The sequence below is a fragment of the Halobaculum gomorrense genome (assembly GCF_900129775.1).
Taxonomy (GTDB): domain Archaea; phylum Halobacteriota; class Halobacteria; order Halobacteriales; family Haloferacaceae; genus Halobaculum; species Halobaculum gomorrense.
Map to the genome: position 1 here is coordinate 82,439 of NZ_FQWV01000004.1, position 12,334 is coordinate 94,772.

Below are 12,334 nucleotides of genomic sequence, written 5' to 3' on the forward strand. Positions count from 1 at the left end.
GTTCGAGCGCACGCGAGAAAGGATGTGGGGTTCGCGGGTGGCGTCCGCCGACGCGGTCCGCTCCGGTCGTAGACGGTCCCCGCCGGGCCGTCGGCGCTCGGCTCAGTTCCCGAACTCGAAGCCGCCGTAGTCGTCGGCGTCGTCCTCCGCGTCGTCTTCGCTGGGCTCGATGGTGACGCCGTCGTCCTCCTCGTCATCGCTGCGGCCGTCGTCCCCGGGCGCGTCGATCGTGATGCCGCCGTCGGTGCGGAACTCCGGTCCCTCGCTTCCGGAGCGACCCGGCCGCCCGCCGTCGCCGCGGACCCCGGTGCGCTCGGCGTGTTCGCCGCGGAGGTCGGCGACGCGCCGGGAGAGCTCGGCGATCGCCTCGCTCTGATCGTCGGTCGCGGCGACGATCCGATCGGCGGCGTGCTCGGTCTCGGTCGAGCGCTCCCGCACTTCCTCGATGGTGGCGGTCAGCTCCTCGACGGTGGCCGCCTGATCGTCGGTCGCGCGCGACACCTCGGCGATGCCGTCTGCCGCCTGATCGATGGAGGAGGCGATGTCCTCGAACGCCTCCAGCACGTCGTCGATCTGGTCGGCCGCGTGGTCGATCTGCTGGTGACTCTGCTCGGCGGCGACGACCGTCGAGTCGGTCTGGCTCTGGAGTTCCTCGATGTTCCCGGTGATCTGCTCGGTGTGCTGGCGGGTCTCGTCGGCGAGGGTCTTCACCTCCTCGGCGACGACGGCGAACCCGTCGCCGTCCTTGCCCGCGCGCGCGGCCTCAATGTTCGCGTTGAGCGCCAGCAGGTTCGTCTGCTCGGCCACGTCGGAGATGACCTCGACGACGGCCTCGATGTCGTCCATCCGGTCGCCGAGATCGGTGACGGAATCGACCAGTTCCTCGCCGATGTCGGTCACCTCCTCGGTCGCCTCGCGGGCGTCCTCGCTGGCGTCGAGGCCGTCGGTCGCGGCGTCGCGCGCCTGCTCGGCTGCTGTGTCGACCTCCTCTGCGGTCGCGGCGACCTCCTCCATCGACGCCGAGAAGGTCTGCATCTCCGAGACGCCCTCCGAGAGCAGCTCGTTCTGTTCGCCGACGTTCTCGGCGATCTCCTCGGCGGCGTCGACTGCCTCCTCGACGGACTCTTCTATCCGCACGGTCCCCTCGTCGACGCCGGCGGCAGTCTCCTGGAATGCGTCCGCCATCCGGTTTAGATCGCCAACGACCGACAGGAGCCGGTCGTCGAGGCAGTCGTCCTCGTCCTCGAACGACGCCCGCGCGTCGAGATCACCTTCCATCAGCATCCCCATCGTCGAACCGAGCTCGTCGACGAGCCCTTCCACCGCCTTCTGTCGGCGGACCTGCTCGGTCCGATCGCGGACGGTCTCGACGACTGCGACGAGTTCGCCCTCCTCGTACAGCGGCATCGCGGTGAAGTAGATGTGACGGTCGTCGCCGTGTTGGTCGGTCATCACGCTCTCGTCACAGTAGAGCCACGACGACTCGTCTTTCAGTTCGATGTCGAACTCCTCGTGGACGGATTTCGGGTACTCCAGCACCTTGTCCGCGAGCGTCTGTGCTCGCCGGCCGTCCGGGTAGAACATCTCGCTGGCGTGTTCGTGGCCGACGGCCTCCTCGGCGGTTGCGCCGGTCAGCTCCTCGATCGCGGAGTTCCAGGCGACGATCTCGCCGTCGGCGTCCAGCATGAACACGGCGGCGCCGACGCCGTCGAGCAGCATATCGTCGTCGACGTTCAGGTCGTCGTCTTCGGTGGCGCCCGACTCGGGCATCTCGGCCGGGGCGGCGCCCGATTGGACGGTGACACCGCCGTCCGCCAGCGGCTCGTTCCGTTCCGTCCCCGCGACCCACGCGCGGAGGCGGGCGAGTAATGGCATGTTTTTACGGCACCGTGAATCACGCTTAACGATTGCTGTCAGATAATCACGAGCGATAGCTGGATACTGCCCGTACCCTCGTTCGGTATCGCGTTCGACGCGTCACCCTCAAACGCGCGGGGCCCTCATCCTCCCGCGATGGACGCGAGCGTCGTTCGGAAGCGGGCGGCCGATCTCCCCCGCGATCCCGGAGTCTACCAGTTCCTCGACGGCGACACCGTGTTGTACGTCGGGAAGGCGGTCGACCTCTGCGACCGGGTGCCGTCGTACGCTGACCCGCGGTCGGCCCGGGTCGCCCGGATGGTCGACCGCGCGGACGCGATCGACTTCGCGGTCACGGACACCGAGACGCAGGCGCTTCTGCTGGAGGCGAACCTGATCAAGCGGCTCAACCCACGCTTCAACGTCCGGCTCAAGGACGACAAGTCGTACCCGCTGGTCCAGTTGACCGACCACGCCGTGCCGCGGATCGGGGCGACGCGGGATCCGGACGAGGCCGCGACCGTCTTCGGGCCGTTCACCGACAAGGGCCGGGTCGACACCGTGATCAAGGCGATCCGCGAGACGCACGGGCTGCGCGGCTGCTCCGACCACAAGTACGAGGGGCGCGAGCGTCCCTGCCTCGACTACGAGATGGGACTGTGCTCGGCCCCCTGCACCGGCGAGATCGACGAGGAATCCTACCGCGAGGATGTCGAGTCTGCGGTCCGCTTCTTCGAGGGTGAAACCGGGGCGCTCGCCGACCCGCTGCGACGGGAGATGGATTTGGCCGCCCAAGCGCGCGAGTTCGAGCGCGCGGCGAATCTCCGCGACCGCCTCGACGCCGTCGAGGCGTTCCACGGCGAGGGCGAGGAGGCCGTCGCGGACCGCTCCGACGAGCGCGCCGTCGACGTGCTCGGCGCGGCCGTCGAGGGCGACTCGGCGGTGGTCGCGCGCCTGCACAGCGAGCGCGGCCAGCTCGTCGACCGCTCCCGCCACTCGCTTGACGCCCCGCAGACCGAAGACCGAGTCGCGGAAGTCTTGTCGGCGTTCCTGGTGCAGTACTACGCCGAGCGGGAGCTCCCAGACGCGATACTGCTCTCCGAACGGCCGGCGGACGGCGACGTGCTCGCGTGGCTGGAGGCCGAGGGCGTCGCCGTCCGCGTCTCCGGTGCCGGTCGGGAGGCGAAGCTCGTCGACCTCGCGCTGAAGAACGCCCGTAGCGGTCCGACCCGCCGCGACGAGCTATCGGCGCTCGCGGACGCCCTCGGTATCGCTCGACCCGAACGCATCGAGGGGTTCGACGTGAGCCACGCGCAGGGCAAACACGTCGTCGGCTCGAACGTCTGCTTCGTCGACGGGAGCGCCGAGACGGCGGACTACCGTCGCAAGAAGCTCACCGACCGCAACGACGATTACGCGAACATGCGCGAGTTGGTGAAGTGGCGCGCCGAGCGCGCCGTTGACGGGCGCGACGACCGCCCCGGCCCAAACCTGTTGCTCATCGACGGCGGCGACGGCCAACTCGGGGCCGCACACGACGCCCTCGCGGAGATTGGCTGGAACGTGCCGGCGGTGGCGCTCGCCAAGGAGGAGGAACTGATCATTACTCCCGACGGGGTGCTCCGCTGGGACGACGACGCGCCGCATCTCCACCTGCTCCAGCGCGTTCGTGACGAGGCGCACCGCTTCGCGGTGCAGTACCACCAGACGCTCCGTGACGACGTATCGACGGTCCTCGATGAGGTCCCCGGCGTCGGCTCCGAGACCCGTCGACGACTCCTCCGACGGTTCGGGTCCGTCGAGAACGTCCGCGCGGCCAGCGAGTCCGATCTGCTGGACGTACCTGGCGTCGGCGAGAAGACGGCGCGAGCGCTCAAGACGCGGCTGTAAGCGCGGCCGATCCCTCCGATGTGGCTGACAGGTGGTCCGACCGTCTCGCGACCGGCGAAGGGGGACCGCACACCCGCCCGGGCCCTCGCCGGCTGCCGTTATGTCACGCGACGGGATGGTCCCGGTTTCGGATAAGAAGGTTCGCCCACGCGGCGAGGGAGCTCCGCAGGGCCGTGGTTACTGCGTCCGGAACGCGCGGTCGCCGGCGTCGCCGAGGCCGGGGACAATGAACCCCTCGTCGTTGAGTTCGTCATCGATAGCGACGGTGAGGAGATCGGCCTGCGGCGCCTCCTCAGCGACGCGGGTGAGCCCCTCCGGGGCGGAGACGGCAGAGAGCACGAACAGGTCTTCGGGTTCGGGGTTGTCGGCGAGCACGTGATCGAGCACGGCGCACATCGTCGATCCCGTCGCGAGCATCGGGTCGGCGACGATGACGGTGTCCTCGGCGGTGATGTCGGGGAGCTTCGTGTAGTCGATCTCGATGGGGAAGGTACCGTCGTCGCCCATCCCGGCCTCCTCGTTGCGGCCGGCGGAGATGACGCCCTGCTTCGCGCGCGGGAACGCCTTCAGTAGCCCCTCGACGAACGGCGTGGCGGCGCGCAGCACGTTGATGATGACAACGTTGTTGAGCCCCTTCACGCGCTCGCCCGTCGTCTCGGCCAGCGGCGTTTCGATCGAGACGAACTCGGTTTCCATCGCGCCGTCGATGATCTCGTAGCCGCAGATGCGGCCGAGCTTCACAAGCCCCTTGCGGAACGCCACCTGCTCGGTCTCTACGTCGCGCAGTCGGGAGAGCGTGTCCTTCGCCAGCGCGTGCGTGATGAGGTGTGCGTCCCCTCGCTCCTCGATGGCCATCGTTGCTCGAAGGTAGCTGTGCGGGCGGTGATAATCCCGTTGGCTCGCGCGTACTGACCTGTGCACCGCGAGACCGGCGTCGGGCCGGTAACGAAGTCGACGATCGTCGATCGTAGTTACGTCGTTCAGCACCCGAGATCGTCGGTTTCGAAACGTTTACCGGCGACTCACTCGCCTAGGTACGTGATATGACGAAAGTTAGTGTGATCGGTGCGGCGGGAACCGTGGGCGCCGCGGCCGGCTACAACATCGCGCTTCGGGACATCGCGGACGAGCTCGTCTTCGTCGACATCCCTGACATGGAAGAGACGACGATCGGACAGGCGGCCGACACCAACCACGGCGTCGCGTACGACTCCAACACCCGGATCCGGCAGGGCGACTACGCCGCCACCGAAGGCTCGGATGTGGTCGTCATCACCGCCGGCATCCCGCGCAAGGAGGGCCAGACCCGGATCGATCTGGCGGGCGACAACGCGCCGATCATGGAGGATATCGGCGAGTCGCTGCGCGAGTACAACGACGACTTCGTGTCGATCACCACGTCGAACCCGGTCGACCTGCTCAACCGCCACCTGTACGAGAGCGGCGAGCGCGCCCGCGAGAAGGTGCTCGGCTTCGGCGGTCGCCTCGACTCCGCGCGGTTCCGCTACGTGCTCTCCGAGCGGTTCGACGCGCCGGTGAAAAACGTCGAGGCGACGATCCTCGGCGAGCACGGCGACGCGCAGGTGCCCGTGTTCTCGAAGGTCCGCGTCGACGGCGCCGACCCCGAGTTCACCGCCGACGAGAAAGAGGAGATCCTCGGCGACCTCCAGGAGTCGGCGATGGACGTAATCTCCCGCAAGGGCGCGACCGAGTGGGGACCGGCGACCGGCGTCGCCCACATGGTCGAGGCTGTGATCCGCGACACCGGTGAGGTGCTCCCCGGGTCCATCGCGCTGGAGGGCGAGTTCGGCCACGAGGACACCGCCTTCGGCGTCCCCGTGAAGCTCGGCTCGAACGGCCTCGAAGAGGTCGTCGAGTGGGACCTTGACGACTACGAGGCCGACCTCATGGACGAGGCGGCCGAGAAACTCTCGACGCAGTACGACAAGATCGCGTAGGCGGGCCGCGTTCCGGCTCCGCTTCAGACGCGCGACCGCGCCCGAAACCCACCTTCGTTTTTCACGCCGCCGTCCGACCGCGATCGTATGGACTCCACAGTCATCGTCACCGGCGGCCTCGGTCGCTCGGGGCGCTGGATCGTCGATCGACTCGCGGCCGACCACGCGGTCGTCTGCGTCGACCTCGACCACCCCGGCTACGAGATAGCGCCGCGCCAGCACGTCGACTTCCGCGCGGTCGACCTCACCGACGCCGGCGAGACGTTCGACCTGGTCGGCGAGATCGATCCGGACGCGGTCGTCCACTGGGGCTCGCATCCGTCGCCGACGCGCCACGCGGGGAGTCGCGTCTTCGGTGACAACGTCGCCGGGGCGTACAACGTCCTCGTCGCTGCCGGCCGCGCGGACGCGACCGTCGTTCAGGCGTCGAGCGAGAGCGCCTACGGGCTCGCGTTCGCCGAGGACACGCCGCTTCCGGACGAACTCCCGATCACCGAGGACCACCCGATGCGACCCGAGGACCCCTACGGGACGGGGAAAGTCGTCGCCGAGGAAGTCGCCGACATGGTCCACCGTCGAGACGGCGTCCCCGTCACGTCGGTCCGCCCGTCGTGGATCCAGTACCCGGGGGAGTACACCTGCCTCGGGCTCGACGACCTCGCCGACGGCGCGGGCAACTGCTGGTCGTACGTCGACGTGCGCGACGTGGCGGCCCTCGTCGCCCGCGCGGTCGACGACCCGCCCGCCGGCCACGAGGCGGTCCACGCCGCCGCCGCCGCCAACTACCTGGGTCGCCCGACCGCCGAGGCCGTCGAGGAGCACTTCGGACGGCTCCCCGCCGACTGCGACCTCGACGGCGAGCGGTCGGCGCTGTCGACGGCCAAGGCGGCCCAGTTGTTCGACTGGACCCCCGAACACGAGTGGCGAACCGCGCGCGAGGAGGACGTTTCCGACCCCGAGTTGTGGAGCTAACGGACGCGAGAGTTCATATCGGATAGCGAGACCAGTCCCCGTGTGACCTGACGAGGGCCGTGGCGGGTTCGCGGGTGTGCGGCGCCCCCGTCACGGTTCGACCGCGCCGCCTGTCAGCCTCCACGCCAGCCGTCGCTCCGGCGACACATCGAGGCAACGACTAAATCGTTGGCTCGCACAGCCGAAGGTATGTCCGACTCCTGTGACGCGTGCGGATCGTCGGTGGAGGACGCGCTCGCCCGGACGATCCGCCTGTCAGTCGATCGATCGACGGTCGACGAGCAGCGACTGTGCCCCGGCTGCTTCGCCGACTGGATCGACCGCTACGAGCAGCAGATGCAGTCCGATACGGACGTGACGCTCGACGAGGAGAACGACATCATCGTCGACTGACGCGCACGGTTCGAACGAACAGGTCGCTCCGACCGCGAGCCTCTCCTCTTCGACGTGTGCGGCCAGACTCCGGTACCATCCGTAGTCGCGAAACGGCATCTCGGCGCCGGAACCCCCTCGCGGACGGACACCGGGTCGTGGACAGTCACGTCGCAGTCGCAGCAAGCCCAGTCGGTCGTGTCGGCCATGCACGAGTGGTGCGGTGCGGCCGGCGGCGTGAAAACGAACCCGTCTCGTGGACCTTCGTCCGCGGTGGACGGCCGACTCGGGCTACTCCCCGTTGTCCTCGTCTTCCTCGTCTTCGTCTGCACCCGCGCTCAGCCCGTCGCCGTCGGGTCGGTCGAGCGCGCGCTCCGCGTCGTGGTGCTCGGAGTAGCCGTCGAACCAGCGGACGATGCGCTCGATGCGGTCGACGATGTGCGCCGGCTCGCCCGAGCGCGACAGCTCGTGGCCCTCGCGCGGGTAGCGCACGAGCCGCGTGTCGACGCCCGCTTTCCGCAGGATGCGGTGGTACAGCTCCGCGGTGTTGTCCGGCGTCCGGTAGTCCTGATCGGAGTGGAGTACGAGCGTCGGCGTGTCCACGTCGTGCGCGTACGCCACCGGCGAGTGCTCCCAGAGGAGCTCCGGCTCCTCCCACGGCGTCGCGTCGTAGTCGCCTTCGACCAGCTTGTACGCGCCGTCGGTCGACCCGTAGAAGCCGGTGAAGTCGTACACGCCGCGCTGGGAGACGGCCGCGCGGAAGTAGTCGGTCTGCCCGACGGTCCACGAGGTCATGTACCCGCCGAAGGAGCCGCCGGTGAGGAACACGTTCGTCTCGTCGACGTAGTCGCGCGCGGCGACCGCCTCAACCCCAGCCAGCACGTCGGTGAGCGTCACGTCGCCCCAGTCGCGCTCGATGGCCTGCATGAACTCCTCGCCGAAGCCGGTCGAGCCGCGCGGATTCGACCAGAAGACGACGTAGCCGCGCGCCGCGAGTGTCTGGAACTCGTGCCACATCGTCCCGCTGGTCGTCCACATCGCGTGCGGGCCGCCGTGGACCTCTACAGCGAGCGGATAGGTCTCGTCTTCGCTGAAATTGGGAGGCGTCAGCACCCACCCCTCGACGGGTCCCTGCTCGGATTCGAACGCGAGCGGCTCGGGCTCGCGCACGTCGACGGAGTCGAGGTATTCGGCGTTGAGATCGGCGAGCCGGCGCTCCTCGCTGCCGTTGAGGACGAACAGGTCGCCGGGGTGGTCCCACTCGCTTTTCGTGATCGCCGTCACGCCGTCGGCGACGTGCCCGCCGTTGACAGCGCCGCCGCGGTACTCGCGTTCGGGGGACGCGCTCGCGTCGCCGGACGCCGACCAGAGGCTCGTCGCCCCCTCGTCGGGCGTGACGAAGTACACGCACTCCTCGTCGGGGCCCCACTGCGGCGCGGCCCCCATCCCGACCGTCCGGTCCAAGTCGGCCGTGAGGTCGTGCGTCTCGTCGGCCGCGCGGTCGTACACGTGGAGTTCCGTCGGCTGAATGCTCGCCTGCTCGGCCTCGGTGTAGGTGTAGGCGATCCGGTGGTCCTCCGTGACCGCGAGCGACGCGCCCCACCCCGTCGTCCGGTGGATGTCCTCGGTCTCGTCCGACTCGGTGTCGTAGGCGACGATGTCGATCTCGTAGTTGTCGTCGGGGTCCTCACCGGCCTTCTGCGCGGTAAAGTAGAGCGTCTCGTCGTCGCCCCACGTCGGCGCGGCGTGGTCGTGGTCGCCGTCGGTGACGCGTGTGAGACCGCCGGACTCGACGTCGAGAACGTACACCTGTAGGCGCTTCCCGTCGAAGTACGTCGTACCGGTGCGGTAGACGGTTCGGTCGATGACCTGCGGGTCTGGCTCCTCGGGCTCGTACTCCTCAGGAACCTCGAGGTCGCGCTCCTCGTCGCGGTCCTCCTCGGTGACGGACTGGAGGAACGCGATCCGGCTCCCGTCGGGGCTCCACGCGATCGAGGTGACGCCGCCGACCACGTCGGTTATCTGCTCGGCCTCGCCGCCAGGGCCGTCGAGCGGGAGCAGCCACAGCTGTTGTCTGTCGCCGTCTTTCCCCCGCGTCGAGGTGAACGCGAGGCGGTCGCCATCCGGCGCGAACCGCGGCTCGGCGTCTGTCCCCTCCTCCAGCGTCAGTCGTCGGGCGTCCCCGTCGCCGTCGGTCGGGGCGAGGTACACCGTCGACTCGTAGCTGTCGTCGTCCTCGGGCACGCTCCGCACGAACGCGACGTGTTCGCCGTCCGGCGCGACCCGCGGGTCGCTCGGCTTGGCGAGGTCGTGGAAGTCGCTCGCCTGAATGTGGTCCATATCGCGGCGTCGGAGTCGCGCGCAAAGTACGTTCGGAACCCGGAACGAGGTGACCGGTTCCGTCGATCGAGGAGGGACACGGGTCACTCGATGTCGACGCGGCCGCTCATCGCCGACCGGAGGCGGTCGCGAAGGTCGGGAGCGTCGGCGACGGGAACGCGCGCCTCGAAGGATACCTCGGCGTCGTAGTCGGCCTCGAACTCGACGCCTGTCGATTCGAGGATCCCGCGTACGGTGCCGGAGTCGTCGTACGCGACCGCGAGCGCGATCCGCTCGTGGGGCTCCTCGTCGACGACGCCCGCGGCGTCGAGGCCTTCCTTCACCGCGCGGGAGTAGGCCCTGGCGAGGCCGCCGACGCCGAGGTTCGTCCCCCCGTAGTAGCGCGTGACGACGGCGACGACATTGCGTACCTCCTGCTGTTCGAGGACGTTCAGCGCCGGCTTGCCCGCCGAGCCGGTCGGTTCGCCATCGTCGCTCGAGTACTCCCTGAGCATCACGCCGCCGGGCGAGTTCGACGCCCCGTCGCCGGCGGGCACGCGGTAGGTGGGGACGTTGTGCGTCGCGTCGTCGTACTCCGTGCGCACCTCCTCGACGAACGCCTCCGCCTCGTCGACGGTGTCGACGGGCGCGAGGTGACCGATGAACCGCGACCCCTGCACCGTGAACTCCGCGGACGCGCGCTCGCCGACGGTGCGGTAGGGATCGGGGGTCGCCATGGCGGTGCGTGTCGACGGCGGGTGAAAGGGTTACTCCTCGCCGGCGCGGTCGGCCAGGGCCGCACCATCGCTCGGATCGCCCCCGGACGCCCGCGGGTCGGCGACGAACAGCACGAGGAACGCGGCCGCGCCGAGGGCCTGCGCGGCGAAGGAAACGAACGCGATCGGGTCGCCCGCCAGGTGGGCGATCACCTCGCCGACCGGATCGGTCACCTCGTGGCTCGGGAGGAGCCCGCCGTGGTCGGTGAGGTGCCACCAGGTGTACCCGACGGAGTACGTGAGCAGGACCCCGGCGCTCAGCGAGTAGAGGCGCCGGTCGTGGGACCCGCGGACGACGAGCGTCGCGAGCACGACCACCAGCAGCGCCGACGGAACGAACAGGTACGGTCGGGGATCCCGAAACGACAGCCGCGGGAGGTAGACGAACAGTCGGGGAAGCCCCTCGAACAGGTGGATCGCCGCCGAAACGAGCGCCGCCTGCACGCCGAACACGCGCAGGACGCTCGCGAGTCGGTCGTCCATACTCTCCCTGGGCGAGTCGCGCTGAAAGCGCCGTCGGTTCGACCGTCGCGGGGCGCAGCGCCCGCCTCCCCGCGGATCAGAACTCGACGCTGCGGACGTACGGCAGCTCGCGGATCGACACGAGCAGGTCGCCGGGTAGCTCCTCGTCGGTGATGAGGTACAGCTTCGGGTCGTCGGCGAACTCCGGGTCGTCCGAGAGCACCTGCCGCAGCGGGAGGCCGGCGTCGGCGAGCAGCCCCGTGATCTCGGCGACGATGCCGGCGGCGTCGGGGTCGCCGACCTCGACAGTGAGCACGGTGAGCCCGAGCACCGGCGCCAGGTCCATCAGGCTCGGCACCGAGGTGATGTTGGCGAAGATCCGCCGGAGCTCCTCGTCCTCGCGGATCGCCGTCGTCGTCGCGTCGACGACGCGGCGGTCGACGCCGGCCTCCCGGGCGATCCCGGTGTCGGGAATCTCGATGCCGCCGGAGACGACGCGGCCCTCCTCGTTGACGGAGAAGCCGCGCGCGAGCAGGAGCCTCACCACCGCCTGCTGCCCCGGCGATCCCTCGAACTTCCCCAGGATCTCGTCGAACATCGTTGTCCATCGTCGCCCAGCGACGGGCATAACTGTTCGGTGTCGGCCGATCGATGCGTCGCGTGCCGCGGCCTCACTCCGGTTGACCGCGCCCGTCTCACGGGTCGCTGCGCTCGCACCTCGCCCTGCTCACGGCTCCCCCCGGTCGCCGTTCGCTTTCGAGGTGCTCGCTGCGCTCGCACCTCGCCCTGCTCACGGCTCCCCCCGGTCGCCGTTCGCTTTCGAGGTGCTCGCTGCGCTCGCACCTCGCCCTGCTCACGGCTCCCCCCGGTCGCCGTTCGCTTTCGAGGTGCTCGCTGCGCTCGCACCTCGCCCTGCTCACGGCTCCCCCCGGTCGCCGTTCGCTTTCGAGGTGCTCGCTGCGCTCGCACCTCGCCCTGCTCACGGCTCCCCCCGGTCGCCGTTCGCTTTCGAGGTGCTCGCTGCGCTCGCACCTCGCCCGCAACGCCCATGTCGCCCCCCCCCGATCTTCGGACGTGCGCGAACTCGACTGCGACTTCTGCGGGGGGACGGCGGCGGGCGCGTACGAGGTCCTGCCCGCGGAACTCGGCCCCTCCTTCGACGAACAGGTGCGCGTCGTCCTCTGTGACTCCTGTCGGGAGACGCTCGACGACGTGGTGGCCCCGCTTCTCGACCGCCTCGGTTCCGGCGAGGCGTCCGCTCCCGGCCCGTCGTTCGCCGCGGACGCGGCCGGCCATTCCTCGCCGACGGCGGACCCGTCCGCCGACGCTGTCGACGACGGCGACCACGCCGACGAGTCCGACGAGGATTCGGGGATCGCGATCGATGTCTCCGGGAGCGCGGCGACCGCCGAGGGACCCGACCCCAAGCCGAGCGCGACGGACTCCGAAGGCGACACCGCGGCGGATGTCACCGCGGCCGACGACGACGCGACCGAGGAACCGACCGCGGCGGACTCGCCGCGGGAGGAGCCGGCGAACTTCCGGACGGTGATGCGGTTCCTCAACAACCGCGAGTTCCCCGTCGAGCGCGCCGAGGTGGCGGAGTTCGCGGCTGGCGCCTACGACCTGGAGGACCGGGAGGTCCGCGAGATCTTCGACTACGCGATCGAGCGGGGGATCCTCGCCGAGGAGAACGGCCAGTTAATAAAGGGGTAGTGGAGGGGTGAG

The 12,334-nt window shown here is 69.6% G+C and carries 11 protein-coding genes; 5 read left to right on the forward strand and 6 right to left on the reverse strand.

The window, feature by feature from the left end:
• Nucleotides 1-102: 102 nt before the first annotated feature.
• Nucleotides 103-1,875 (reverse strand): methyl-accepting chemotaxis protein, encoded by a 1,773-nt coding sequence (locus tag BUE16_RS08780; protein WP_073308687.1) that lies wholly within the window; start codon nucleotides 1,873-1,875, stop codon nucleotides 103-105.
• Nucleotides 1,876-2,013: 138 nt separating this feature from the next.
• On the opposite strand from BUE16_RS08780, the gene BUE16_RS08785 reads away from it, so the two are divergent.
• Complete coding sequence (locus BUE16_RS08785; RefSeq protein ID WP_073308688.1) at nucleotides 2,014-3,747, forward strand: excinuclease ABC subunit C; 1,734 nt, start codon at nucleotides 2,014-2,016, stop codon at nucleotides 3,745-3,747.
• Between the two features lie 177 nt (nucleotides 3,748-3,924).
• On the opposite strand, the gene upp is transcribed toward BUE16_RS08785, so the two are convergent.
• Nucleotides 3,925-4,602: a uracil phosphoribosyltransferase gene (gene upp, locus BUE16_RS08790; RefSeq protein ID WP_073308689.1), complete on the reverse strand. Its 678-nt coding sequence runs from the start codon at nucleotides 4,600-4,602 to the stop codon at nucleotides 3,925-3,927.
• A gap of 188 nt (nucleotides 4,603-4,790) precedes the next feature.
• Between upp and mdh the strand changes: the two genes are divergently transcribed.
• The 3 genes from mdh (at nucleotide 4,791) to BUE16_RS08805 (ending at nucleotide 7,070) form a co-directional block, all read left to right on the forward strand.
• On the forward strand, nucleotides 4,791-5,705 hold the full coding sequence (gene mdh, locus BUE16_RS08795) for a malate dehydrogenase (RefSeq protein ID WP_073308690.1): 915 nt from the start codon (nucleotides 4,791-4,793) through the stop codon (nucleotides 5,703-5,705).
• Nucleotides 5,706-5,792: 87 nt separating this feature from the next.
• Nucleotides 5,793-6,677, forward strand: coding sequence for an NAD-dependent epimerase/dehydratase family protein (locus BUE16_RS08800; RefSeq protein ID WP_073308691.1), 885 nt, complete (start codon nucleotides 5,793-5,795; stop codon nucleotides 6,675-6,677).
• Between the two features lie 189 nt (nucleotides 6,678-6,866).
• Nucleotides 6,867-7,070, forward strand: a complete 204-nt coding sequence (locus BUE16_RS08805) for a DUF7569 family protein (protein ID WP_073308692.1) — start codon at nucleotides 6,867-6,869, stop codon at nucleotides 7,068-7,070.
• 270 nt (nucleotides 7,071-7,340) lie between these two features.
• On the opposite strand, the gene BUE16_RS08810 is transcribed toward BUE16_RS08805, so the two are convergent.
• From BUE16_RS08810 to BUE16_RS08825, 4 genes are all read right to left on the reverse strand, one after another.
• Nucleotides 7,341-9,389: a S9 family peptidase gene (locus BUE16_RS08810; RefSeq protein ID WP_073308694.1), complete on the reverse strand. Its 2,049-nt coding sequence runs from the start codon at nucleotides 9,387-9,389 to the stop codon at nucleotides 7,341-7,343.
• A gap of 83 nt (nucleotides 9,390-9,472) precedes the next feature.
• A complete protein-coding gene (locus BUE16_RS08815) occupies nucleotides 9,473-10,105 on the reverse strand; it encodes an IMPACT family protein (protein WP_073308696.1) in 633 nt (210 codons plus the stop codon).
• Between the two features lie 30 nt (nucleotides 10,106-10,135).
• A complete protein-coding gene (locus tag BUE16_RS08820) occupies nucleotides 10,136-10,627 on the reverse strand; it encodes a hypothetical protein (protein ID WP_073308698.1) in 492 nt (163 codons plus the stop codon).
• Between the two features lie 76 nt (nucleotides 10,628-10,703).
• On the reverse strand, nucleotides 10,704-11,204 hold the full coding sequence (locus tag BUE16_RS08825) for an amino acid-binding protein (RefSeq protein WP_073308700.1): 501 nt from the start codon (nucleotides 11,202-11,204) through the stop codon (nucleotides 10,704-10,706).
• A gap of 476 nt (nucleotides 11,205-11,680) precedes the next feature.
• On the opposite strand from BUE16_RS08825, the gene BUE16_RS08830 reads away from it, so the two are divergent.
• Nucleotides 11,681-12,322: a hypothetical protein gene (locus tag BUE16_RS08830; protein WP_073308702.1), complete on the forward strand. Its 642-nt coding sequence runs from the start codon at nucleotides 11,681-11,683 to the stop codon at nucleotides 12,320-12,322.
• Nucleotides 12,323-12,334 lie beyond the last annotated feature (12 nt).

Bases quoted from the DNA above. Each gene is read 5' to 3' on its own strand.
- upp (WP_073308689.1), bottom strand. From the start codon at position 4,602: ATGGCCATCGAGGAGCGAGGGGACGCACACCTCATCACGCACGCGCTG.
- BUE16_RS08800 (WP_073308691.1), top strand. From the start codon at position 5,793: ATGGACTCCACAGTCATCGTCACCGGCGGCCTCGGTCGCTCGGGGCGC.
- mdh (WP_073308690.1), top strand. From the start codon at position 4,791: ATGACGAAAGTTAGTGTGATCGGTGCGGCGGGAACCGTGGGCGCCGCG.
- BUE16_RS08780 (WP_073308687.1), bottom strand. From the start codon at position 1,875: ATGCCATTACTCGCCCGCCTCCGCGCGTGGGTCGCGGGGACGGAACGG.
- BUE16_RS08825 (WP_073308700.1), bottom strand. From the start codon at position 11,204: ATGTTCGACGAGATCCTGGGGAAGTTCGAGGGATCGCCGGGGCAGCAG.
- BUE16_RS08805 (WP_073308692.1), top strand. From the start codon at position 6,867: ATGTCCGACTCCTGTGACGCGTGCGGATCGTCGGTGGAGGACGCGCTC.
- BUE16_RS08810 (WP_073308694.1), bottom strand. From the start codon at position 9,389: ATGGACCACATTCAGGCGAGCGACTTCCACGACCTCGCCAAGCCGAGC.
- BUE16_RS08815 (WP_073308696.1), bottom strand. From the start codon at position 10,105: ATGGCGACCCCCGATCCCTACCGCACCGTCGGCGAGCGCGCGTCCGCG.
- BUE16_RS08820 (WP_073308698.1), bottom strand. From the start codon at position 10,627: ATGGACGACCGACTCGCGAGCGTCCTGCGCGTGTTCGGCGTGCAGGCG.
- BUE16_RS08785 (WP_073308688.1), top strand. From the start codon at position 2,014: ATGGACGCGAGCGTCGTTCGGAAGCGGGCGGCCGATCTCCCCCGCGAT.